We start from the raw sequence: 24150 nt of genomic DNA, 5'->3' as shown, positions 1-24150 counted from the left end.
CATAGATGTTGAACTTTATGGCCTCATCGCGAGCAGGCTCGCTCCCACAAGGCTTTGTATTGCCAGATCGAAATCGCAGGCAAAAAAAAAGGGCAACCATAAGTTGCCCAAAATGCCTTGCGTGCTCACTACTTCCGGAAAGAACTACGACTTGCGCTTGTGCGAATCTTTCCAGATAAAAAGTCCTAATCCTGCGAAAAACATAACCATGAGGCTGACAGTCAGCACTCCGGCGAACACCACGTTGTCGAAAAACATGACTGGCCTCCAGGTCTTGCGCTGTTGCGATAGGGCTAAGTTAACCAAACAGGCAGATAAGAAAATTGACCTGGATCAATGTCGCCCTAGACCGGACGTAAAGGAGGGGAAATAACTGACCTGCATCAAAAGATGCAGGGTACTTCAACGCTTTTTCGGCTTGTTCTTCGGTTTCTTCTTGGCCTTGCCCAATGGCATCGCCTGCTCAAACGCCTGACGAACTTCGTTCAGACGTTTTTCATTAAGGTCGTGAACCCGCTTGGCGCGTTCAGCATTGAGATCAATCAGCTTATCGTCTTGGCTCATAGTGCTCTGTGCATCGTTTGACCGGGTTGTTGCAATAATGCGGTCTGACGGCCGCGCTGACCAGCCGCAACCTCAAATCTGAATATCGACCCACAAGCCCTGACGCGGCTGATCTTCCATCAACGGCGCCACCGGCACCGTGTTGTCGGCATTCAGTTCGTCACCGGGAATTGCCAGATGCTCCTCCGGATCTTGATCGGCCTCGCGACGGCGACGCTCGCGCTCCAGCTTGCGGCGCTGTTCCTCGTGCAACTGAAAAGCGGCTTCCTCAGGATCGCGCTGCTGCAAGTCGATCGTGCTTTCGTTGGAGCTTTCCTGCACCGGCACCACCGGCGCAATGTCCGGGCGCTGGCGAATCGGGTCCTGCTGTGAGGTGATCGGCACGGCACTCAAGGGGAGCATCGGTGGCAGCATAATGAGTAGTCTCCTGTCAGCAGGCTGTCGGCCGCGGGGATGGCGACTTGAGCCATCGGTCGCAAACTGTGACCCGTTTGGCACGAATGGGTGCCCTGGCCTGCGGGCATGGTTTCGTTGGGCTAACGTAAGACTGCGAGTTTTTCTGAGAGTCCTTTGGCCCTGAAGGTCTCATTCCGTTAAGATAGCCCGCTTTTTCAAGGTGGGAGTCAGGCAGCATGGCGCAGCAGTATCAACCGGGGCAACGCTGGATCAGTGACAGCGAAGCCGAGCTGGGTTTAGGCACCGTTCTGGCACAGGACGGCCGCTTGTTGACCGTGCTCTATCCGGCCACTGGCGAAACTCGCCAGTACGCGCTAAGGAATGCGCCCCTCACCCGCGTGCGGTTTTCGCCCGGTGACTCGATCACTCACTTCGAAGGTTGGAAACTGACGGTCCAGGAAGTCGATGACGTCGACGGCCTGCTGGTCTACCACGGCCTCAACGCGCAGAACGAAGGGGTGACCCTGCCGGAAACCCAGCTGTCGAACTTCATTCAGTTCCGTCTGGCCAGCGACCGTTTGTTCGCCGGGCAGATCGACCCGCTGGCCTGGTTCTCCCTGCGGTACAACACCCTGGAACACACCAGCCGCCAATTGCAGTCCGCGCTTTGGGGCCTCGGTGGCGTACGTGCGCAACCGATCGCGCACCAACTGCACATCGCCCGCGAAGTCGCCGACCGCATTGCACCGCGTGTTCTGCTGGCGGACGAAGTAGGCCTGGGTAAAACCATCGAAGCCGGTTTGGTGATCCATCGCCAACTGCTCTCGGGCCGCGCCAACCGCGTGCTGATCCTGGTTCCCGAGAACCTGCAGCACCAGTGGCTGGTCGAGATGCGCCGTCGCTTTAACCTGCAAGTCGCGCTGTTCGACGAAGAACGCTTCATCGAAAGCGATGCCACCAACCCGTTCGAAGACACCCAGCTCGCGCTGGTTGCCCTTGAGTGGCTGGTCGAAGACGAGAAAGCCCAGGACGCGCTGTTTGCCGCCGGCTGGGACCTGATGGTCGTCGACGAAGCCCACCACCTGGTGTGGCATGAAGACAACGCCAGCCCGGAATACACCTTGGTAGAGCAGCTCGCCGAGACCATTCCCGGCGTGCTGTTGCTAACCGCGACCCCTGAACAACTGGGTCAGGACAGCCACTTCGCCCGTCTGCGCCTGCTCGATCCGAACCGTTTCCATGACCTGGCCGCCTTCCGTGCCGAGAGCGAAAACTATCGCCCGGTGGCCGAAGCCGTTCAGGAACTGCTGGACAAGGGGCGTCTGTCGCCTGAAGCACACAAGACCATTCACGGCTTCCTCGGCAACGAAGGCGAAGCCCTGCTGGCCGCCGTGAACGACGGCGACACCGAAGCCAGCGCCCGCCTCGTGCGTGAACTGCTGGACCGCCACGGCACTGGCCGCGTRCTGTTCCGTAACACCCGCGCCGCTGTGCAGGGTTTCCCGGAGCGCAAGCTGCATCCATACCCGCTGCCGTGCCCTGACGAATATCTCGAACTGCCGCTGGGCGATCACGCCGAGTTGTACCCGGAAGTCAGCTTCCAGGCCCAACCGGACGCCAACGAAGAAGAGCGCTGGTGGAAGTTTGACCCGCGTGTCGAGTGGCTGATCGACACCCTGAAGATGCTCAAGCGCACCAAAGTACTGGTGATCTGCGCCCACGCCGAAACCGCCATGGATCTGGAAGATGCCCTGCGCGTTCGTTCCGGGATTCCGGCCACGGTGTTCCACGAAGGCATGAACATCCTCGAACGTGACCGCGCCGCCGCGTACTTCGCCGATGAAGAATTCGGTGCACAAGTGCTGATCTGCTCGGAAATCGGCAGTGAAGGTCGCAACTTCCAGTTCTCGCACCACTTGGTACTGTTCGATCTGCCATCGCACCCGGACCTGCTGGAGCAGCGTATCGGTCGTCTGGACCGGATCGGCCAGAAGCACACCATCGAGCTGCATGTGCCTTATCTGGAAACCAGCCCGCAAGAGCGCCTGTTCCAGTGGTATCACGAAGCGCTGAACGCGTTCCTCAACACCTGCCCGACCGGCAACGCCTTGCAGCATCAGTTCGGCCCGCGCCTGCTGCCGCTGCTGGAAGAGGCCGACGACGGCGAGTGGCAAGCGCTGATCGACGAAGCCCGCACCGAGCGTGAGCGCCTGGAAGCCGACTTGCACACTGGCCGTGACCGCTTGCTGGAGCTCAACTCCGGCGGTGCGGGTGAAGGCGACGCGCTGGTTGAAGACATTCTTGAGCAAGACGATCAGTTCGCCCTGCCGATCTACATGGAAACCCTGTTCGACGCGTTCGGCATCGACAGCGAAGACCATTCGGAAAACGCGCTGATCCTCAAGCCGAGCGAAAAAATGCTCGACGCCAGCTTCCCACTGGGCGACGACGAAGGCGTGACCATCACTTACGACCGCAACCAGGCGCTGTCTCGCGAAGACATGCAATTCATCACCTGGGAGCACCCGATGGTTCAGGGTGGCATGGACCTGGTCTTGTCCGGCTCGATGGGCAACACTGCCGTGGCACTGATCAAGAACAAAGCGCTCAAGCCCGGCACCGTGTTGCTGGAACTGCTCTACGTCAGCGAAGTGGTTGCCCCGCGTTCGCTGCAACTGGGGCGTTACCTGCCACCGGCCGCCCTGCGCTGCCTGCTCGACACCAACGGCAACGACCTCTCGGCCCGCGTGTCGTTCGAGACCTTGAACGATCAACTGGAAAGCGTACCGCGTGCGAGCGCCAACAAGTTCATCCAGGCTCAGCGTGATCAGTTGACGCCACGAATCAACGCGGGCGAAGAGAAGATCTTCCCGCGTCATGCCGAGCGTGTTGCCGAGGCGCAGCGTCGTCTGGCAGCTGACACCGACGAAGAACTGGCTCGCCTGACAGCGTTGCAAGCCGTCAACCCGACGGTACGCGACAGCGAACTGGTCGCCCTGCGCAAACAGCGCGAGCAAGGGTTGGCCATGCTTGAAAAGGCTGCGCTGCGACTGGAAGCGATCCGGGTGTTGGTGGCGGGTTAATTTTCCGCATCTACTGCGTCAATAAAAAAGGCCCGCAGCGATGCGGGCTTTTTTATTGTACGAATTTTTGGTTCTGTCAGTTCAAGATTTCAAACTTCCAAGCGGAGCTTTCTAATAATTGCGCAGGACATTTCTGACAACCGAATAGGAGAATTCGTTAAAGCCATAGAACAGCAAATAAACACATTTAACGTCGCCCCTCCCCGCGCTCAAAACGAACTTTCCTACTCAACTCTCAGACCCATTCCGACTATTAACACTCTAGTATAAAAATACAGACCACCGCACCAAGCACAGCGATACACGTAGCATCCGCTACTGACAACCACAAAATATTTTAGGATTTTACAATGAGTAATGGATTAACTCTCCCTCCCCTCGATATTACAGCTTTTGCACCAGGATATTCCTCATCAACACGAGGAGTCAGTTGGCCATCGCCAAACCCTGCACTGGTTTTCACCGCGCAACAACAGGAACGCAACGCTTACTACAGCCAAGGTATGTGGCGCGAAATGATCATAAAGATCACCGACGAACAAAAACCCTATATTAAAAACGGAATTGCCACCAGCATAGTTCAATCCATAATGCGGGACATGCAAACCATTCCATTTGCCGACAACTATATTTGCTTGAACCCAAACTTGTCACCCGCCCAGGCGTTGCATTATGCAACTAACAACTTCAAAGCAGGGTCTGTTCCGGAATCCAAAGGATTGTCTGGAGGGGTTTTAACTGTATTTGCCGCATTTGGCCATTTCCTTTTTGGAAAAGGAGCTACTGCTGAAACGAATATCAACAGTTTGGGTTTGAAACTCTCCAGCACAACGATACCAATGCTGGAATCGGCGTTCATCAATGCTCCGACGGGGCAAACAGCAATTGTTCTAGACAAGGTACCGTACAATACCGGCTCAAACTCTTTTTTCACCGAGATGTGGCTTGGCAATATCACTTTAAAAATTGAAGGCACAATCATGAAACATGAAAGCGGCAAATTGTCCTTCAATGGAGGCGCTCGATCTTACAATGACATCTACGACGCTAACCCAAGCGATTTTCGCAGTGCAATAGGTGAAAGTGCTACCCGCGTTCTTGCCGCCGTTGAAAAATACTTAAACGCCCAACCCTACCAAATAGCAATTAAGGGGACGAATGTGATCACAATAGAACGCTAACCCCCTATCAAGAACATATTACAATCTGGGATGTTATTCTTAGAAGTAAAATTGGTCGCGCACACAACGGCGACCAACCCATATAACAGGAGCAACACTCCATGCGTCCATACCAACGCCTACTAACTTCATTTGTACTATTCATTGCCGCCTGGTTTTCCTTGTTTCATGCAGCAATCCAGCTCCCTCCAAACTCGAAAGATCTTTCCGACACCTCTGGTCTATCCGTTGTATTACTGTCGACAATAGCATTGCTATCCATAGGCATTCCAGCCATCGCACTTTCGAGCACAGGCATTGTTTTATCGTTTTTTACAAAATCCAAATCATTTCCTTTAAGGCTACTTATTTTTTTTATTACACATTCCGCCCTATTACTTTCCTCACTTCTAGGAATACTCGTGATTGGTTTATTTGTGCTAGAGACATTAAACAGTATCATCGGGGTCATTCTTTTTTTGGGCGTGATTGGCCTGATAATGTCTGCCGCCCCTAAACGGGCAGCAGACAAAAACCAAAAGTGACAACTCCCTTCAACGCACTCAGGCAGTCGCCACAGCAACCCCAGGCTCAACCACCGCCACCAACCCTTCCTTCATCCGCTTCGCATCCCGCACAAAACACCGCGATGCTATAAACAGAAACACCATGGTGAAAAACAACGCCACCGGGATCAGGTACATGGCGTCATGCAAACCCACTGCCTTGAACGCCTCGGTCATCTGCTCGGCACCCGCTGCCAGCATCGCCGTGTGCGCAAAGTGGTCGGACAAACCGCCCACGACTACTGGCCCCAAACCACCGCCCAGCAAATACAGGCCCGCAAAGAACAGTGCCATCGCCGTGGCCCGCAAGCGTGGCTCGACCACGTCCTGAATCGCGGTGTAGACGCAGGTGTAGAAGTTATAGGCAAACAACCAGCCCACACTGAAGACCGCCACAAACACGCCAATCTCGATTCGCCCGGCATGCAGCGCCCACGCTGTGCACAGGGTCGAGATAATCAGGCTGAACGCTGCAAACAACAGCCGCCCGTTGGCCACCCGCTGGTGAATCTTGTCGGCCAAGAAACCGCCGAGCGTCAGACCGAACAGGCCAGTGACGCCGACGATCACACCCGTTGCCACCGCAGCCTCCTGCAATGGCATCAGGAAGTAACGCTGCAGCATCGGCACCAGGAATGAGTTGCAAGCATAGGTCGCAAAGTTGAAACACAGCCCCGCCATCACCAGCCACAGGAAAGTCGGCACCGCCAGCACCCGGCGGATTGGCCGGTCTATGCGCTCCTGGGACACCTGCACCGTTTCCGCTGCACCGCGTTTCGGCTCCTTGATGAAGAACATGAAGATCGCCAGGATCAGCCCCGGCACCGCCGCGATAAAGAACGGCGCACGCCAGCTGTCGAACGCCTTGACCATTGCGCCAATGGTGAAGAAAGCCAGCAGCAATCCCAACGGCAGGCCCAGCATAAAGATGCCCATCGCCCGCGCCCGGCGATGGGCCGGAAACAAATCGCCGATCAGCGAGTTGGCGGCCGGTGCATAACTGGCTTCACCGATACCGACGCCCATGCGCACGATCAGGAAACTCCAGAAGCTGCCTACCAGCCCGTTGACCGCCGTCAGCCCGCTCCATACCGCCAGGCCCCAGCCCATCAATTTGCTGCGCGAACCGGTATCGGCCATCCGCCCCAGAGGCAGGCCGGCTATTGCATAAACGAGGGTGAAAGCGGTCCCGACGATCCCCAGCTGAAAATCGCTCAGGTGCCATTCCATGCGGATCGGTTCGATGATGATGGCGGGGATGGTGCGATCGAAGAAGTTGAACAGGTTGGCCAGAAACAACAGGAACAGAATGCGCCAGGCATTCGCCGCTTGGGTCGAGTTCTGCATGAGTCCGTCTCTTTTATTGTTATTGGGGTCTCACTGTCCCCGGAATCTTCAATCTAGACAGGCCTGCCAACACTGTCTGTCATTATTCGCAAGGCTGATATCAGTCCATGGCATTCAAGCAGACCTGCTGACCGCCAGGCCCAGGTTTCACGGGTATCCGGCCGGTGTTTTCACGGCGCCAGCCGTCGTTGAAAAATACCTTTCGCCCCCCCTTCCAAAGCCCGTTGCGAAGCCTAGAATAGCGACCTTGCCCGCCCCCCCTGCGTGCCCCCTCTTCCTTAGATAAACGCCCATGTCCGAAGTCAGTCCATGCCTGAATTGCGGTGCCTGCTGTTCTCATTTCCGAGTGTCTTTTTTCTGGGGTGAATGCTCCTCGGCCGGAGGAACGGTGCCTGACGATCTGGTCGCGTCGATCAGCCCCAGTCGAGTGGCGATGCTCGGCACCGACTGCAAACCCACCCGCTGTGTCAGCCTGGTGGGAGAAGTCGGCAGCGAGGTCAAATGCTCGATTTACAACGAACGTTCGAGCACCTGCCGTGAGTTCGAGGCCTCCTGGGAAAATGGCGAAGCCAACGTGGATTGCGACGCGGCCCGGGCAGCGTTCGGCCTTCCGGCCTTGCAACCGGAGCTCGACATGCCCTACGAACAAATCGCCTGAGGCTTAGTCTGGCTCGCGGTACATCTGCACTAACGTCGATGGATCTTTTTCCAGGTAACCCTGGCTCCCATGCAATCGCATCAACTGTGCAGCCAACCCACTGAGTGGCGTGGCCGAACCCTGTTCGCGGGAAAATTTCACGGCGCTGTCGAGGTCTTTGAGCAGCGTGCGCACATGCCATTTCACTGGTTCAAATTGGCTATGAGCCATTTGCGGGGCCAGGATCTGCAACGGTTTTGAATCGGCAAAACCACCGGCGAGCGCCTCGGCGATCAATCCGGCGTCAACCCCGGAACACTCGGCCAGCGCCACCACTTCGGCGATGACCAGCGCATTGCACGCCACGATCATCTGATTGCACGCCTTGGTCACCTGCCCGGCCCCGACACCGCCCATGTGAGTGACACGCTGGCCCAGCGTCAGCAAAAGCGGACGCACTCGCTGCAGATCCCCTGCATCACCGCCCACCATGATCGCCAGGCTGCCGGCCTCGGCGCCAACCACGCCGCCGGACACCGGAGCATCCAGCCAACTCATCCCAGTGGTGTCGATCAACTGTCTGGCCATTACTCGTGTGGCACTGGGCTCCAGGCTGGAAAAGTCCACCAGCAACTGACCGCTTTTCGCGCCCGCTGCAACCCCGGCCGGGCCAAAAACCACCTCACGCACCACTGCGGTGTCTGCCAGGCACAGCATGACAATGTCGGCGTGCTGACACAGTTCAGCGGGGGTTGCCACTAGCCGGGCACCGGCCTCAACCAGCGGCGCGCACTTGGCCGGATTGCGATTCCACACGGCCAACGGATAGCCCGCCGCCAACAGGCGCCGGCACATCGGCAGGCCCATCAGCCCGATCCCGGCGAACCCCAACGAAGGTAGCGTTGACATCATTTAGCCTCCCTTTGATTAAAGAACGCCGAATATTGGCCGATTCATCATGACTAAGGAAAGGATTCCCCATTGCTGCTCAGGGGAGTCCCTGAGACTTGGGCCAAATACGCGCAAAAAAAGACGCGAGCCCCCATTCCGTGAAGGTTCGACGACAGTTGTCGCTCAATCAACAAGACCAGGTAGACGGCGCACAATGACTTCTAAAAACACCCCGGCCACTGCGGTCTCCGATCTGCTTCTGAGCCCTGCGGCGGACAGCCCCTCACCGTTGAAGCCATTGACCCCGGCGCGCCCGCTGACCACTCAGCAATACCTGTATTTCACCGAAACCAATACCGACCGCATCCTCGGTAACCTCGACGGCCTGCGCGACATGGTGTTCCCGCGCCCGCCTCATCTGGAAGGCGCCAGCGAGCAGCACAGCGACCAGGAATTCCCATCGGTTTGCCTGATTGGTCTGGGCCGCTGCGGCTCCAATATCGCCCTGGACGTCGCGGAGCTGGTGTATAACGCCCGCAAGTTTTATCTCAACGAATTCAATAACGAAGGCCGTCTGTCGCCGGACAAACGCTATGCGGAAAAGGGCTACAGCCCGGCACAATGGATTCGTAACAACTTGCGCCTGGGTAACAACAAGGGCGCCAAGCCGGTGTTCCTGGTGGAACCGCTGGTGATGCTCGGCGACCTGGACAAAGACATTGCCGGTCGCATCCGATTCTCGCGCAAGGGCGAAAAAAGCGGTTTTCTGCGCGACTACAGCAAAATGAAAATCATGGACTTGTCGGAAGTCCACGCCGGTGGCGCCGGTAACGCACCGATTCTCGGTCAGTACCTGGCCAAGATCATCCTGAACAAGAACACCCAGCATTTCTCCAGCCCGGACTGGAAAATGATTCACTCGTACCTGATCGACAGCTGTGGGATCAAGGCCAACCAGTCGCGCCTGTATTTCTCGATTTTCAGCGCTGGCGGCGGTACCGGCTCGGGCATGGCTTCGGAGTTCGGCCTGGCCCAGCAGCACTCGTACATGAACAAAACGTTCGACACCAAGCCAATGGACGAGCATGACAGCAAGAGCGGTCATTCCTTCGTCTTCGAGCCGATCTTCACCAGCGGCATTTGCGTACTGCCGAACATTTCCGACCACCGCAGCGAAATGTCCGAGGCGCTGCACATCAACGCCGGTCGCCTGCTGTGTAAATACCTGTCGGAAGAGTGGGACTTTTCCTACAATTTCGACAACGAAGACAGCAGCGAAGCCAGCGTCATGGGGCGTATCCGCCCATGGAACGCCATGATGCTGATCTCCAACGACATCATGCGTTATGCCGAAGAAAGTGATGACGGCAACATCCAGAACATTGACGTCAATGCGATGGAAAAACACGCCAACCAATACATCTCGCAGCAGATCTTCAACATCCTGACAGCCCAAGCGGTCACGACGGACTACGACCAGAACTATTTTCGCCGCGCCGGCATCGACATCGGTGAAACCATTCGCCTGGACGCCAACGACCTGTTCATGAGCCTCGCCGGCCCGGTGGCGATTGCCTACGCAGAGTCCGTGGTGCCGGAAACACCGCCGCCAAACAGCGACAAATTCAAGGTCTTCGAGAAAGAACCACAGCGCCTGAACATCGACGATTTGTTCTTCCGCTCCATCGACCTGCCGCACTTCAACAAGGTTACCCAGGCGATTGAAGGCATCAGCCTGCTGCCCATCGAATCCAAGCGCTATCGCGCCTCGCTGGAGCAATACAAAAATTCGGGTTACGACGCAGCGGCGTTGCACGACCTGCACTTCTTCAAGAACTGCTCGTCGGTGGTGTCGATCGTGTCCTTGCCGAAAGACTACAAGCTGTCCTACATGGACCTGAACCGGTTGAAGACCCACCTCAACAGCCTGTTCCCGAACACCACGCTCAAGCGTTACGCGCTGGTAATCGGCGCATCGGCCAACTTGTCGCTGACCACCCTGATCGCCAAGAGCCCGTGCCTGTCAGACGACTTCCTGACGCTGATCGTCGCGTTCATCAAACGCTGCTTTGCCAAGAACCCGTACCGATTCGACGAGACGCTGGATAACTCGATCCTCGACTTCATCATCAATGAAGAATTCGACGAAGACCGGATCGACGACTTGCTCAACGAATTCGAGAACCCGGCGAAGATCCTTGATACCAACTGGTACGCGATCAAACCGATGTACGAGAAGAAGTACCGCGAACTGATCAACGACACGGACAAGTTTGTCTCGATCAACGACATTCGTTTGTCTCGTGATTGCGTGAAGAAGGCGATCAAGTACCTGCGTGAGATCTACCGTCACCGGATTGGCAAGACCAAGGTTATTTCCCTCAACAACCATACTGGCAAGACTGCATAGGACCGGCCTGACACCGCTTCGTCCCCAATCGCGAGCAGGCTCGCTCCCACAGGGATCCCATTCTTCCTGAAAGAACGCGATCTACTGTGGGAGCGAGCCTGCTCGCGATGACGGCTTCAAATTCGCAACAAACCGACATCGAGAAACAATTAAGCAGCCCTCAAGCTGCTCACTGAACTGTTCCCGTTACGTTTACGTCACCGTGATGATGGCCCGCCTGTGGCCTTTCTCCACGGCAACAGGCCATCACGCTACTCACCTACACACTTTTGGTCGCGAACAGGACGCACCAATTAAGTGCGACAACTCAGCTCGTCGCCCTTTCCTGGATCAGAATCCATGGCGAAACCACCACGGCCCACAGCTCTGGATCGCGTTCAAAAAGATCCAGCGCCCGCGCTTCAGACAGCTTGGCGACTTGATCGGCGGCCAGCCAGGCAGCCACTTTCTCGCCTTCATCCTGGGCCACGGCCTCGGCGGCGGCGATCAAATCCAGACCAGGGGCGACCCACAATAGGGCACCCCTGGCGAAGAACGGCTCCAGCTCTTTCCAGGTAATAGATGCGGTTTCACCAAGCAGCTTGGCATAGAGGGTGCTAGGTTCTTGAGTCATGGGTCCTGTCCGGAAAAGAAATCGACGCGAATGATAACGTTGGTGGTCCGTCAGAAAAACCCGGATGCAATTTAGTCACCGATTGAAAAAACGCAGGAAAGCCAAGGAATGCTGCTGAATCAAGCAATTAGCCAGCTAACATCCCACTGCGATTCTGTCTTTTTCTTTCAAAAAAGCGACACCCTCAGGTTTTGCCCCCTCGCGCCAGCTTCCCAGGCTAACAATTGGCGCTCTACACTGTACCGGTACAGTTGCCGGGGGCATTTTCCGGAAGGTATCGAAGATATCTGACCCGGTTCTGCAGCTACGGCGCCAGGACTATAAAAACTACAACAGTAAGAGTGGAGCACTATGACTAAGGCTACTAAGCAGATTTCCAAACTGTTTGCCGCTATGGTTCTGGCCGGGGTTGCCAGCCATTCGTTCGCAGCTGACACCATCAAGATCGGCATCGCCGGCCCCAAGACCGGTCCAGTAGCCCAATATGGCGACATGCAGTTCAGTGGCGCCAAAATGGCCATCGAACAGATCAACGCCAAAGGCGGCGTAAACGGCAAACAACTCGTAGCCGTTGAATACGATGACGCCTGTGATCCGAAACAAGCGGTCGCGGTCGCGAACAAAGTCGTCAACGACGGCGTCAAGTTCGTGGTTGGCCACCTGTGCTCCAGCTCCACTCAACCGGCTTCGGACATTTACGAAGACGAAGGCGTGATCATGATCACCCCGGCTGCCACCAGCCCGGACATCACCGCTCGTGGTTACAAAATGGTGTTCCGCACCATCGGTCTGGACAGCGCCCAGGGCCCTGCCGCCGGTAACTACATTGCCGATCACGTAAAACCGAAAATCGTTGCTGTGCTGCACGACAAACAGCAATACGGTGAAGGCATCGCCACCGCCGTGAAGAAAACCCTGGAAGGCAAAGGCGTCAAGGTTGCCGTGTTCGAAGGCGTCAACGCCGGCGACAAAGACTTCTCGTCGATGATCGCCAAGCTCAAGCAAGCCAACGTCGACTTCGTCTACTACGGCGGCTACCACCCAGAGCTGGGCCTGATCCTGCGTCAATCCCAGGAAAAAGGCCTGAAAGCCAAGTTCATGGGTCCGGAAGGCGTGGGTAACGACTCCATTTCGCAGATCGCCAAGGACGCTTCCGAAGGTCTGCTGGTAACCCTGCCGAAATCCTTCGACCAGGATCCGGCCAACGTTGCGCTGGCTGACGCGTTCAAAGCGAAGAAAGAAGACCCGAGCGGTCCGTTCGTGTTCCCGGCCTACTCGGCTGTGGAAGTGATCGCTGACGGCATCACGGCTGCCAAGTCCGAAGACACTGCCAAAGTGGCTGAAGCTATCCACAAAGGCACGTTCAAAACTCCGACCGGCGACCTGGCTTTCGACGACAAGGGCGACCTGAAAGACTTCAAATTTGTGGTTTACGAGTGGCACTTCGGCAAACCAAAAACTGAAGCTTCGCCTCAGTAAGGCTTTGCCATACTGACTGCCAATAAAGCCCACGGCGTGCCGTGGGCTTTGTTTTACGAACGTTTTGGGCCGCGCTGGCGTGATCCGCCAGTCTCCCCACCTGAAAATCTCAAAACCGTCATCAGCGGTTCGCTGGCAAACCTCGAATTCGAAGTGGGTGCAGATCCACGGGGCTCGAGCGGGAAAATGACTCCACCAGTGAAATGCGTATCAGGTTTTTAGGAGCGCTGTAATGCCTGACATCTATCACTTTTTCCAACAGCTGGTTAATGGTCTGACCATTGGCAGCACGTATGCCCTGATCGCCATCGGCTATACGATGGTTTACGGCATCATTGGAATGATCAACTTCGCCCACGGCGAGGTGTACATGATTGGTTCCTACGTGGCGTTCATCGCCATTGCCGGGCTGACCATGATGGGACTCGACAGCGTTCCGCTGTTGATGACTGCCGCTTTTCTCGCGACCATCGTCGTGACCAGTGCCTATGGCTACAGCATCGAACGGATCGCCTACCGCCCCTTGCGCGGCAGCAACCGTCTGATCCCGCTGATTTCCGCCATCGGCATGTCGATCTTCCTGCAGAACACCGTTCTGCTGGCGCAAGACTCCAAGGACAAATCCATCCCCAACCTGATTCCGGGCAACTTTGCCTTCGGGCCAGGTGGCGCACATGAAGTGCTGATTTCCTACATGCAAATCGTGGTGTTCGTGGTGACCCTGATCGCCATGCTCGGCCTGACGCTATTCATCTCCCGCTCTCGCCTGGGTCGCGCCTGCCGCGCCTGCGCCGAAGACATCAAGATGGCCAACCTGCTGGGTATCAACACCAACAACATCATCGCCCTGACCTTCGTCATCGGTGCTGCTCTGGCAGCCATCGCGGCTGTGCTGTTGAGCATGCAATACGGCGTGATCAACCCGAACGCCGGTTTCCTCGTCGGCCTCAAGGCCTTCACCGCAGCGGTATTGGGCGGTATCGGCAGCATCCCCGGCGCCATGCTCGGCGGGATCGTGCTGGGGGTAGCGGAAGCCTTTGGTGCCGATATCTTCGGCGACCAGTACAAGGACGTCGTGGCTTTCGGTCTATTGGTTCTGGTGTTGTTGTTCCGGCCAACCGGCCTGTTGGGCCGTCCGGAGGTTGAAAAAGTATGACTAGGAATCTTAAACAGGCGTTGTTCAGCGCCTTGCTGGTGTGGGCCGTTGCCTACCCGGTACTCGGTCTGAAACTGACCATTGTCGGCATCAACCTCGAAGTCCATGACACCAGCAACGCAACGCTGATCACCATCGCCGTGTGCTCGGTGCTGATGTTCCTGCGGGTGTTGTTCGACCATCAAATCAGCGCAGCCTGGAAAGCCTCGCCCAACATGCCGGTGATGCCGGCCAAGGCCAGTAACTTCCTGACCCTGCCGACCACCCAGCGCTGGATCATCATTGCGCTGATCATCGGTGCGTTGGTCTGGCCGTTCTTCGGCTCGCGCGGCGCGGTAGACATCGCCACTCTGGTGCTGATCTACGTGATGCTGGGCCTTGGCCTGAACATCGTGGTCGGTCTGGCCGGCCTGCTCGACCTCGGCTATGTCGGTTTCTATGCCGTCGGCGCCTACAGTTATGCGCTGCTGTCGCACTACTACGGTCTGAGCTTCTGGATCTGCCTGCCAATTGCCGGCATGATGGCGGCGACGTTCGGCTTCCTGCTGGGCTTCCCGGTATTGCGTTTGCGCGGTGACTATCTGGCGATCGTGACCCTGGGCTTCGGTGAAATCATCCGTCTGTTCCTGCGTAACCTGACCGACCTCACCGGTGGCCCGAACGGCATCAGCAACATTCCCAAGCCAACGCTTTTCGGACTGACCTTCGATAAAACGGCCGCAGAGGGACTGCAGACGTTCCACGAGTACTTCGGCCTGGAATACAACTCGATCAACAAGGTGATCTTCCTTTACCTGATCGCGGTGTTGTTGTCGCTGTTCGCCCTGTTCGTCATCAACCGCTTGCTGCGCATGCCTCTGGGCCGTGCCTGGGAAGCACTGCGTGAAGACGAAATCGCCTGCCGGGCGCTGGGTCTGAACCCGACCATCATCAAGCTTTCAGCGTTCACCCTGGGTGCGTGCTTCGCCGGTTTCGCCGGTAGCTTCTTCGCCGCGCGTCAGGGTCTGGTGACACCGGAGTCCTTCACCTTCATCGAGTCGGCGACCATTCTCGCCATCGTGGTGCTGGGTGGCATGGGCTCGCAACTGGGCGTCGTGCTGGCTGCCACGGTGATGATCCTGTTGCCGGAAATGATGCGTGAGTTCAGTGAATACCGCATGTTGATGTTCGGCGCCTTGATGGTGCTGATGATGATCTGGCGTCCTCAAGGCCTGCTGCCCATGCAACGTCCTCACATGGAGCTGCGCAAATGAGCCGCGAGATCCTTAAAGTCGAAAATCTGAGCATGCGCTTCGGCGGTTTGCTGGCGGTCAATGGCGTGGCCCTGACCGTGAAAGAAAAGCAGGTGGTTGCGTTGATCGGCCCTAACGGTGCCGGCAAAACCACGGTGTTCAACTGCCTGACCGGTTTCTACAAGCCGAGCGGCGGCAGCATCCTGCTGGACGGCGAGCCGATCGAAGGCCTGCCAGGCCACAAGATCGCCCTCAAAGGGGTGGTGCGCACCTTCCAGAACGTGCGGTTGTTCAAGGACATGACTGCGGTCGAGAACCTCTTGATCGCCCAGCACCGTCACCTGAACACCAACTTCCTGGCCGGCCTGTTCAAGACCCCAGGGTTCCGCAAAAGCGAACGCGAGGCCATGGAGTTCGCCGCATACTGGCTGGACAAGGTCAACCTCACGCAGTTCGCCAACCGCCCGGCCGGCACCCTGGCTTATGGTCAGCAACGTCGTCTGGAAATCGCTCGCTGCATGATGACCCGCCCACGGATCCTCATGCTCGACGAACCGGCTGCCGGTCTGAACCCGAAGGAAACCGAAGACCTCAAGGCGCTGATCAGCGTGCTGCGTGAAGAGCACAACGTCACCGTGCTGTTGATCGAACACGACATGAAACTGGTCATGAGCATTTCCGACCACATCGTCGTGATCAACCAGGGCACGCCCCTGRCCAACGGTACGCCGGAACAGATCCGCGACAATCCCGAAGTGATCAAAGCCTACCTGGGGGAAGCGTAAATGCTGCAATTCGAAAACGTTTCCACCTTCTACGGCAAGATCCAGGCCCTGCACAGCGTCAACGTGGAAATCCGTCAGGGCGAAATCGTCACCCTGATCGGTGCCAACGGCGCGGGCAAATCCACCTTGCTGATGACGCTTTGCGGTTCGCCGCAAGCCCACAGCGGCAGCATCAAGTACATGGGTGAAGAGCTCGTGGGGCAGACCTCGGCGCAGATCATGCGCAAAAGCATTGCCGTCGTCCCGGAAGGTCGTCGAGTGTTCTCCCGCCTGACCGTGGAAGAAAACCTCGCCATGGGCGGCTTCTTCACCGACAAGGGCGACTATCAGGAACAGATGGACAAGGTTCTAGAACTTTTCCCACGCCTGAAAGAACGTTTCGCCCAGCGCGGCGGCACCATGTCCGGCGGCGAACAGCAAATGCTCGCCATCGGCCGTGCGCTGATGAGCAAGCCCAAGCTGCTGCTGCTCGACGAACCTTCGTTGGGCCTGGCACCGATCATCATCCAGCAGATCTTCGACATCATCGAACAACTGCGCAAGGATGGCGTGACCGTGTTCCTGGTTGAGCAGAACGCCAACCAGGCGCTGAAAATTGCTGACCGCGCATACGTTCTCGAGAACGGCCGTGTGGTGATGCAAGGCACCGGCGAAGCGCTGCTGACTGATCCAAAAGTGCGCGAAGCGTATCTGGGTGGTTGAGTCTTTGCGGTAAACAAAAAACGGCCTTCGGGCCGTTTTTTTGTGCCTGGCATTTACCTCGAAGACAATGAAGATCCCTTGTGGGAGCGAGCCTGCTCGCGATTGAGGTGGATCAGACAAAAATGATGTCTGCTGACAAACCGCTATCGCGATCAGCTCGGCTCCTACAAGGGATTGGTGGTGATTTGAAGTTTTGTAGAAATTTTTGGGATGGGCTGTAACGCATCGCCATGACCTTTCTCTAGAGCGGTAAGCAAGCACAAACGCTTTCTTACCCAACCTCAAAAATCGGAGAAACACCATGACTGCAAGCACCCGCACCCTGTCCGCCACCGCCCTGGCTCTGGCCCTCGGTTCTGCACTGAGCATGGCCGCTGTCTCCACCGTCCATGCTGCCGACGATATGGAAAAATGCTTCGGCGTGGCCATGAAAGGCAAGAACGATTGCGCAGCAGGCGCTGGCACCACCTGCGCTGGCACCTCGAAAACCGACTACCAGGCAAACGCCTGGAAACTCGTCCCGAAAGGCACCTGCACCACCACTGCAAGCGAGACCTCGCCGACCGGTTTCGGTCAGCTGGAAGCCTTCAAAGCCAAAGCCTGATCCGGACCCCGCCCGAGTGTCGACCATGAACCATTCACCGTTCGGGCTCCCGCGCCGCGCCGGGCTGGGGCTCAAGACCGAGCACTTTCGTGAAGTGCTCGGCTCATCACCCGATATCGGTTTTTTTGAAGTCCACGCCGAAAACTACATGGTGGCCGGCGGTCCGTTTCATCATTACCTGGGGTTGATTTGCGAGCAGTATCCGCTGTCACTGCATGGCGTGGGCTTGTCGATTGGTGGCGAAGGTCCGCTGGACACCCGGCACCTCAAACGCCTCGCCGCACTCATCGAGCGCTATCAACCCCACGCTTTTTCCGAACACCTGGCTTGGTCCAGCCATGGCCCGGTGTTCCTGAATGACCTGTTGCCTCTGGCCTACGACAACGAAACGCTGACCCGCGTCTGCAAACACATCGATCAAATCCAAAGCACCCTCAAACGCCCGATGTTGCTGGAGAACCCGGCCACCTACCTGGCGTTCGAGCGCTCAACAATCGATGAAGCAGGCTTCATCAGCGAAGTCATCCACCGCACGGGCTGCGGGCTGCTGCTGGATGTGAACAACGTCTAMGTATCGTGCATCAATCATCGGCGCGATCCGTTGGCCTACATCGACGCCCTGCCCCTTCATGCCGTCGGCGAGATTCATCTGGCGGGTTTTGCCGAAGACACCGACAGCCTCGGTGACCGTCTGCTGATTGATGATCACGGCGCTCCCATCGATAACGCCGTCTGGTCGTTGTACCAGCACGTGCTGGAGCGAACAGGCCCGATCGCCACCCTGATCGAACGCGACAATCAGTTGCCGGCCTTCAGCGTCTTGCAGGCCGAGGCGCGTCAGGCCGACGAATTGTTGCGGTGCGCGGGAGGTCGGTCTTGAGCACACAAGCCGCTTTTTCCGCCGCTCTGCTTGATCCCCGACTGCGCTGCCCGGAGGGCTTGATCAGTGCCAATGGTGCCGATCCCGCCAGCCGTTTTGCGGTGTATCGCAACAATGTGCAGAGTTCGCTGATCAACGCTTTGGCGCACAGCTACCCCGTGGTGGAACAATTGGTCGGCAATGAGTTCTTCCGTGCCATGACCGGGATCTATCTGCTCAACAATGCGCCCCAGAGCCCGATGATCAAGGATTACGGGGACAGTTTTGCGCAGTTCATCGACAGCTTCGAACCGGCGAACAGCGTGCCGTATCTGGCCGATGTCGCCAGGCTCGAACGCTTGCGCATCACTGCTTATCACGCAGCCGATGCCCAGTCGTTGAGCCATGAACAGATCGGCGCAGCGCTCGCTGATCCGAAAACCCTGACCGAGCTGACTCTTCAACTTCACCCCTCCCTCAACCTGCTGACCTCAGCCTTCGCCGTGGTCTCGATCTGGGGGGCTCATCAGCAAGACGCAACGCTGACCGGGATTGACCTGCACCGGGAGCAACACGCACTGATCCTGCGCAACGGTCTGGACGTTGAAGTCTTCGTCATCGAGCCCGGCGCCAATGCCTTCATCCACAACCTGCAAAGCGGCCAGCCGCTGATTCAGGCAGCGCAGACCGCTCCCGCATTCGACCTGAGCCAGATCCTGGCCCTGTTGATCAGCCACAACGCCGTTACTCACTTACAGCACAACAAGGTATCTCCATGAACACACAGAACCCGATCAGCCGCGCTATCGTGCTGCTGGATTTGATTCCACAGAGCCTGATCGCTTTTATTGCGCGGTTCTCCATCGCGGCGGTGTTCTGGAAGTCCGGGCAAACCAAAGTTGAAGGCATCGCGATCGACCTGATCGAGGGCACGTTCGAGTTCGGCTGGCCACGCCTGGCGGACTCAACCATCCCGCTGTTCAAGAGCGAGTACCCCGTGCCGTTGCTGTCGCCAGAGATCGCTGCGCACATGGCGGCGTTTGCCGAACACTTTTTCCCGGTGCTGATCCTGATTGGCCTTGCCACGCGTTTTTCAGCGCTGGCCTTGCTGGGCATGACCCTGACTATTCAACTGTTCGTGTACCCCGATGCATATCCAACCCATGGCACTTGGGCCGCCGTGTTGCTGTACCTGATGGCGACCGGGCCGGGGAAATTGTCGATCGATCACTTGATCGCCCGGCGCTATTCCCGCTAACTCAGATCCCCTGTAGCAGCTGCCGAAGGCTGCGTTCGGCAGCGCAGCAGTCGTAAAACCTGAGTTTGCGGTCTTCCTGTCTGCGCAGCCAGACGCAGCCTCGCCAAGGCTCGACAGCTGCTACAAATCCCCTCAACCAGCTCTGACTCATCACCTTCCCCGTAGCAGCGGACGAGCAACGCGAGGCTGCGTCTGGGATTTGCCTGACAAAACGCGATTGCCCGGTGAGGTTCAAGACGGTATCTACAAGGACCGAGCGAGACTAAGGCGATCCAGCGCTTCGCCGCTGCGCTTGAACCAGCCGATCAGGTAATCCGCCAACACTGCCGTGCGCTTCGGCAGGCCGCCTTGATACGGATGAACCAGGTACATCGGCATGCGCCGCGTCTGATAATCGCGCAGGAGCCAGCGCAATCGTCCGTCAGCCAATTCCGCCTGCAGCAGATACGACGGCAAACGCGCAACTCCGGCACCCGCCAACGCGGCTTTTTTCAGCAAGCTGTAGTGGTTGCTGGCAAACGGACCCGAGACCCGCACCCGCAACAACTCGTGTTGCTGGTGATAGAGCCATTCTTCGCGACCACTGTAATGGCTGTTGAGCAAACAACGGTGCTCCGCCAAGGCCTGGGGCGTGTGCGGCTCGCCATACTGTTCGAGATACCCCGGGCTGGCGCAGGTCATTTCGTGCCAGGCCAGCAATGGCCGGGCCACCAGACGCTCGTCCTTGCCCACCTCGGAGCGAATCGCCAGATCGAAGCCATCCCGGGACAGGTCGTGAAACTGGTTGTTGAGGTCGAGTTCGATCTGCACCTCGGGGTATTTGCCGGAAAACTCCAGCAATAAACCGTCAAAGAAGGTTTCCCCCAGCGACACCGGGACGGTCATGCGCACCGGCCCGGCCATGTCGTCTTTCAACCGCGCCAACGCCTGACGCGCTCGCTCGACTTGCACGACCAGCGCCTGAGCCTGGGGCAACAGCGCCGCACCCGCCGCCGTCAGACTTAATCGGCGTGTGGTGCGTTGCAGCAGGACCACGGAAAACCGCGTCTCCAGCAAGCTGATGCGCTTGGACAGCTGCCCCTTGCTGCAACCCAGTTGCTGCGCTGCCAAGGTAAAACTCCCCGCTTCGATCAAGACCGCGAACGCCGCCAAGTCATCCATCTCGCTCATGGATTGTTTCCATTTGAAAACCAAAGGTTGCCTATTAGTGCGCTTATCAACAGAAAAAACCACTCTAGACTGAGACCTCATTTAATCAATCGAGGAACAGCACGATGAAAATTCTATTGATAGGCGCAGGTGGCACCATCGGTTCGGCGGTCGACAAGGAACTGTCTCAGCGTCACGACATCATCCGCATCGGCCGCAACAGTGGCGACTTTCAGGTGGATATCAGTGACAGTGCCTCGATCCGAAAGCTGTTCGAACAGACCGGCAAATTCGATGCACTGATTTGCGCGGCGGGTAACGTGACCTTCGCACCGCTGGATGAAATGACCGAAGCCAGCTTTGCGCTGGGTCTGAAAGACAAACTGATGGGCCAGGTCAATTTGCTGCTGATCGGCCGCGAGTTCGCCAACGACGGCGCCTCGTTCACCTTCACCACGGGCGTGCTCAGCCATGACCCGATTCGCAGCGGTGCGTCGGCAGCGCTGGTCAACGGTGCGCTGGACAGCTTCGTGCGCGCCGCCGCCATCGAACTGCCTCGCGGCCTGCGCGTGAACTCGATCAGCCCGAATGTACTGGTGGAAGCCATGGGCAAATACGCGCCTTACTTCCGTGGTTTCAAACCGGTTCCGGCAGCCGATGTGGCATTGGCCTACGCCAAAAGCGTAGAAGGCTTGCAGACAGGTCAGACTTTTCATGTGGGCTGAGCCCTTGTGATGAACGGTCAGGCTGAGTAACGTGGCAGCACTTGTCTGGAGAGCCAAAGATGCGTGTTGCCCGTTCCTTAGTCGTTGTTGCCCTGCTGCCGCTGTTTGCCGCCTGTCAGTTGTTTGATGGCTCGCGTGAAAGCGGCTCCCACGTGGGCCAGACCCGCATGCAAGGCCAGTTGACGGCGGCGGACGGCAAATTGCTGTTCCAGCCGTGCAATGAAACTCGCAGCTTTGTGGTCAACGACACCGGCGACACCAGCGTGCTGCAACAGGCCGCGTCCCTGGCCGATACCAAGGGCAAGTTGTTCGCCGACGTGCGCGGGCGCATCGTCGACAGCCGTCTTGATCTTGAGCAGCTGTACCGCGTCGAGCGCTCGGGCACGGCATGCGACGACCCCAATTTCAAACTGCAGACTCTGCGCGCAGCCGGTCACTCGCCTGAGTGGAACGTCAAGGTCACCGGCAAAGGCATGGTGATTGATCGCGCCGGTCAACCGCCACTGGCCCTGCCCTACGTGGAAGAACAACTGGGCGATGGCCGTTTCAATCTCGGCACCGAAGCGAATAACCAGCACATCGAACTGTGGGTCACGCCGCAACGTTGCGTCGACAGCACCACCGGCAGCGTCCAGCACATGAGCGCCGAACTGCGCATCAATGGTCAGGTACAACGCGGTTGCGGGTATTTCGGCGGTTCGCGTAACGACTGATCGTTTAAGCCTCACGGGAATCCTCCTTTGGGGCTTATAATCGCCGGTTTCAAACGCCTTGGCGCAGTTGTGCGCCCCGCGAACCGGGTCCTGCCATGTTACGAATCACTGAACTCAAGTTGCCGATCGACCATCCCGAAGAAGACCTGCGCCCTGCCATCGTGCAGCGCTTGGGCATCGCCAGCGATGACCTGCTCGATTTCACCTTGTTCAAGCGCAGCTACGATGCGCGCAAAAAGTCCTCCGAACTGTGCTTCATCTACACCATCGACCTCACCGCCAAGGATGAAGCCGCATTGCTGCACAAGTTTGCCGATGACCGTAACGTCAACGTGGCACCGGATGTCAGCTACAAAGTGGTCGGCCACGCGCCGGCCGATCTGCAGCAACGTCCTGTGGTCGTGGGTTTCGGGCCGTGCGGGATTTTCGCCGGGCTGCTGCTCGCGCAAATGGGCTTCAAGCCGATCATCCTTGAGCGCGGCACCGAAGTACGTCAGCGCACCAAAGATACGTGGGGCCTGTGGCGTAAGAGCGTGCTCAACCCCGAATCCAACGTGCAGTTCGGTGAAGGCGGCGCGGGGACTTTCTCCGACGGCAAGCTCTACAGCCAGATCAAGGACCCGAAATTCATCGGCCGCAAAGTCCTGCACGAGTTCGTCAAAGCGGGTGCGCCGGAAGAAATCCTCTACGTCAGCAAGCCCCATATCGGTACGTTCCGTCTGACCGGTGTCGTGGAAAACATGCGTGAACAGATTCGCGCCTTGGGCGGCGAAGTGCGCTTCCAGCAACGCGTCACCGATGTGTTGATCGAGGATGGCCAACTGGTCGGCGTCGAACTCAATGGTGGCGAGCAGATCCATTCGAAGCACGTGATTCTGGCTTTGGGCCACAGCGCCCGGGACACTTTCCGCATGCTCCACGGCCGGGGCGTGTTCATGGAAGCCAAGCCGTTTTCCGTGGGTTTCCGCATTGAACACCCGCAGTCGCTGATCGACCGCGCACGCCTGGGCAAGTACGCCGGCCACCCGAAACTCGGGGCAGCCGACTACAAACTGGTGCACCACGCCAAGAATGGTCGTTCGGTCTACAGCTTCTGCATGTGCCCGGGCGGCACCGTGGTTGCAGCGACGTCCGAGCCTAACCGCGTGGTCACCAACGGCATGAGCCAGTACTCGCGTAACGAGCGCAACGCCAACTCCGGGATCGTCGTCGGGATCACTCCGGAAGTCGATTACCCGGGCGGTCCGCTGGCCGGCATCGAATTGCAGGAACGCCTGGAATCCCACGCCTTTGTGCTGGGCGGTAGCAACTACGAAGCACCGGCGCAACTGGTCGGCGACTTCATTGCCGGCAAGCCATCCACTGAACTGGGCAGCGTTGAACCGTCCTACAAACCAGGCGTGGCATTGGGTGATTTGGCGCTGGCCTTGCCAGCCTTTGCCATCGAAGCGATTCGCGAAGCGTTGCCAGCGTTCGAAAAGCAGATTCGCGGTTACTCGCTGCATGACGCAGTGTTGACCGGCATTGAGACGCGCACTTCGTCACCGCTGCGCATCACCCGTAATGAGTCAATGCAGAGCCTGAACGTGAAGGGCTTGTTCCCGGCGGGTGAAGGTGCGGGTTATGCGGGTGGGATTCTGTCCGCGGGTGTGGATGGTATTCGCATCGCTGAAGCCGTGGCCCGCGACATACTAGGCCTCGAGGCCTGACCCGAGACCTAGATCGTTCCCACGCTCCGCGTGGGAATGCAGCCAGGGACGCTCCGCGTCCCAAAGCGGACGCAGAGCGTCCGGTGAGGCATTCCCACGCAGAGCGTGGGAA

General features: G+C 57.8%; 24 protein-coding genes. 17 read left to right on the top strand and 7 right to left on the bottom strand.

The genetic code is table 11. The features are described 5' to 3' along the window. Nucleotides 1-144: 144 nt before the first annotated feature. The 3 genes from ccoM to AC1DSG_RS11550 form a co-directional block, all read right to left on the bottom strand. Nucleotides 145-258: a cytochrome c oxidase subunit CcoM gene (gene ccoM, locus AC1DSG_RS11560; RefSeq protein WP_477791008.1), complete on the bottom strand. Its 114-nt coding sequence runs from the start codon at nucleotides 256-258 to the stop codon at nucleotides 145-147. Nucleotides 259-402: 144 nt separating this feature from the next. Then, nucleotides 403-564 (bottom strand): hypothetical protein, encoded by a 162-nt coding sequence (locus AC1DSG_RS11555; protein ID WP_008074569.1) that lies wholly within the window; start codon nucleotides 562-564, stop codon nucleotides 403-405. Nucleotides 565-636: 72 nt separating this feature from the next. Continuing rightward, nucleotides 637-978: an aspartate-semialdehyde dehydrogenase gene (locus AC1DSG_RS11550; protein WP_477791007.1), complete on the bottom strand. Its 342-nt coding sequence runs from the start codon at nucleotides 976-978 to the stop codon at nucleotides 637-639. Between the two features lie 218 nt (nucleotides 979-1196). Here AC1DSG_RS11550 and rapA point away from each other — a divergent pair, with 218 nt between their 5' ends. The 3 genes from rapA (at nucleotide 1197) to AC1DSG_RS11535 (ending at nucleotide 5748) form a co-directional block, all read left to right on the top strand. Further along, entirely contained in the window at nucleotides 1197-4043 is a 2847-nt protein-coding gene (rapA, locus tag AC1DSG_RS11545) for an RNA polymerase-associated protein RapA (protein ID WP_477791006.1), read from the top strand. 350 nt (nucleotides 4044-4393) lie between these two features. Then, entirely contained in the window at nucleotides 4394-5224 is an 831-nt protein-coding gene (locus AC1DSG_RS11540; protein WP_477791005.1) for a lipid II-degrading bacteriocin, read from the top strand. A 101-nt stretch (nucleotides 5225-5325) separates the two neighbouring features. Further along, nucleotides 5326-5748: a hypothetical protein gene (locus AC1DSG_RS11535; RefSeq protein WP_477791004.1), complete on the top strand. Its 423-nt coding sequence runs from the start codon at nucleotides 5326-5328 to the stop codon at nucleotides 5746-5748. Nucleotides 5749-5766: 18 nt separating this feature from the next. On the opposite strand, the gene AC1DSG_RS11530 is transcribed toward AC1DSG_RS11535, so the two are convergent. After that, a complete protein-coding gene (locus tag AC1DSG_RS11530) occupies nucleotides 5767-7116 on the bottom strand; it encodes a spinster family MFS transporter (protein WP_477791003.1) in 1350 nt (449 codons plus the stop codon). Between the two features lie 292 nt (nucleotides 7117-7408). Between AC1DSG_RS11530 and AC1DSG_RS11525 the strand changes: the two genes are divergently transcribed. Then, nucleotides 7409-7774, top strand: a complete 366-nt coding sequence (locus tag AC1DSG_RS11525) for a YkgJ family cysteine cluster protein (RefSeq protein ID WP_477791002.1) — start codon at nucleotides 7409-7411, stop codon at nucleotides 7772-7774. Nucleotides 7775-7777: 3 nt separating this feature from the next. Here the strand turns inward: AC1DSG_RS11525 and AC1DSG_RS11520 are convergent, their stop codons facing one another. Next, nucleotides 7778-8665 carry an NAD(P)-dependent oxidoreductase gene (locus AC1DSG_RS11520; protein ID WP_477791001.1) on the bottom strand — a complete coding sequence of 296 codons (888 nt, stop codon included), beginning with the start codon at nucleotides 8663-8665 and terminating at the stop codon, nucleotides 7778-7780. Between the two features lie 193 nt (nucleotides 8666-8858). Here AC1DSG_RS11520 and AC1DSG_RS11515 point away from each other — a divergent pair, with 193 nt between their 5' ends. After that, nucleotides 8859-11054, top strand: a complete 2196-nt coding sequence (locus AC1DSG_RS11515; protein WP_477791000.1) for a hypothetical protein — start codon at nucleotides 8859-8861, stop codon at nucleotides 11052-11054. Nucleotides 11055-11361: 307 nt separating this feature from the next. On the opposite strand, the gene AC1DSG_RS11510 is transcribed toward AC1DSG_RS11515, so the two are convergent. Then, the gene (locus AC1DSG_RS11510; RefSeq protein ID WP_477790999.1) at nucleotides 11362-11667 is read right to left on the bottom strand and encodes a DUF2288 domain-containing protein; all 306 of its coding nucleotides are present in this window, start codon (nucleotides 11665-11667) and stop codon (nucleotides 11362-11364) included. 351 nt (nucleotides 11668-12018) lie between these two features. Between AC1DSG_RS11510 and AC1DSG_RS11505 the strand changes: the two genes are divergently transcribed. The 9 genes from AC1DSG_RS11505 (at nucleotide 12019) to AC1DSG_RS11465 (ending at nucleotide 19742) form a co-directional block, all read left to right on the top strand. Next, nucleotides 12019-13146, top strand: a complete 1128-nt coding sequence (locus AC1DSG_RS11505) for a branched-chain amino acid ABC transporter substrate-binding protein (RefSeq protein WP_477790998.1) — start codon at nucleotides 12019-12021, stop codon at nucleotides 13144-13146. Nucleotides 13147-13378: 232 nt separating this feature from the next. After that, nucleotides 13379-14302, top strand: a complete 924-nt coding sequence (gene livH, locus AC1DSG_RS11500; protein ID WP_477790997.1) for a high-affinity branched-chain amino acid ABC transporter permease LivH — start codon at nucleotides 13379-13381, stop codon at nucleotides 14300-14302. Beyond that, a complete protein-coding gene (locus AC1DSG_RS11495; protein ID WP_477790996.1) occupies nucleotides 14299-15555 on the top strand; it encodes a high-affinity branched-chain amino acid ABC transporter permease LivM in 1257 nt (418 codons plus the stop codon). The genes livH and AC1DSG_RS11495 overlap by 4 nt, the downstream gene beginning before the upstream one ends. Then, complete coding sequence (livG, locus tag AC1DSG_RS11490; protein WP_477790995.1) at nucleotides 15552-16319, top strand: high-affinity branched-chain amino acid ABC transporter ATP-binding protein LivG; 768 nt, start codon at nucleotides 15552-15554, stop codon at nucleotides 16317-16319. Before AC1DSG_RS11495 ends, livG begins: the two co-directional genes overlap by 4 nt. Further along, a complete protein-coding gene (locus tag AC1DSG_RS11485) occupies nucleotides 16320-17021 on the top strand; it encodes an ABC transporter ATP-binding protein (protein ID WP_477790994.1) in 702 nt (233 codons plus the stop codon). It begins immediately after the preceding gene. Nucleotides 17022-17322: 301 nt separating this feature from the next. Then, on the top strand, nucleotides 17323-17625 hold the full coding sequence (locus AC1DSG_RS11480) for a BufA1 family periplasmic bufferin-type metallophore (protein WP_477790993.1): 303 nt from the start codon (nucleotides 17323-17325) through the stop codon (nucleotides 17623-17625). A 25-nt stretch (nucleotides 17626-17650) separates the two neighbouring features. Further along, on the top strand, nucleotides 17651-18505 hold the full coding sequence (bufB, locus tag AC1DSG_RS11475; RefSeq protein ID WP_477790992.1) for an MNIO family bufferin maturase: 855 nt from the start codon (nucleotides 17651-17653) through the stop codon (nucleotides 18503-18505). Further along, complete coding sequence (locus tag AC1DSG_RS11470) at nucleotides 18502-19263, top strand: HvfC/BufC N-terminal domain-containing protein (protein ID WP_477790991.1); 762 nt, start codon at nucleotides 18502-18504, stop codon at nucleotides 19261-19263. The genes bufB and AC1DSG_RS11470 overlap by 4 nt, the downstream gene beginning before the upstream one ends. After that, the gene (locus AC1DSG_RS11465; protein ID WP_477790990.1) at nucleotides 19260-19742 is read left to right on the top strand and encodes a DoxX family protein; all 483 of its coding nucleotides are present in this window, start codon (nucleotides 19260-19262) and stop codon (nucleotides 19740-19742) included. Before AC1DSG_RS11470 ends, AC1DSG_RS11465 begins: the two co-directional genes overlap by 4 nt. Before the next feature lie 243 nt (nucleotides 19743-19985). Here the strand turns inward: AC1DSG_RS11465 and AC1DSG_RS11460 are convergent, their stop codons facing one another. Further along, nucleotides 19986-20912, bottom strand: coding sequence for a LysR family transcriptional regulator (locus tag AC1DSG_RS11460; protein ID WP_477790989.1), 927 nt, complete (start codon nucleotides 20910-20912; stop codon nucleotides 19986-19988). A 104-nt stretch (nucleotides 20913-21016) separates the two neighbouring features. Between AC1DSG_RS11460 and AC1DSG_RS11455 the strand changes: the two genes are divergently transcribed. The 3 genes from AC1DSG_RS11455 (at nucleotide 21017) to AC1DSG_RS11445 (ending at nucleotide 24038) form a co-directional block, all read left to right on the top strand. Further along, on the top strand, nucleotides 21017-21616 hold the full coding sequence (locus tag AC1DSG_RS11455) for a short chain dehydrogenase (protein WP_452625190.1): 600 nt from the start codon (nucleotides 21017-21019) through the stop codon (nucleotides 21614-21616). A gap of 59 nt (nucleotides 21617-21675) precedes the next feature. Then, nucleotides 21676-22329 carry a COG3650 family protein gene (locus tag AC1DSG_RS11450; RefSeq protein ID WP_477790988.1) on the top strand — a complete coding sequence of 218 codons (654 nt, stop codon included), beginning with the start codon at nucleotides 21676-21678 and terminating at the stop codon, nucleotides 22327-22329. 95 nt (nucleotides 22330-22424) lie between these two features. Then, the gene (locus tag AC1DSG_RS11445) at nucleotides 22425-24038 is read left to right on the top strand and encodes an NAD(P)/FAD-dependent oxidoreductase (RefSeq protein ID WP_477790987.1); all 1614 of its coding nucleotides are present in this window, start codon (nucleotides 22425-22427) and stop codon (nucleotides 24036-24038) included. The last annotated feature ends 112 nt before the right edge of the window (nucleotides 24039-24150 follow it).

The organism is Pseudomonas sp. P5_A12, from assembly GCF_056400685.1.
Note: the sequence above shows the minus strand (reverse complement) of the source record. Positions and strands in the feature narration are given on the sequence as shown.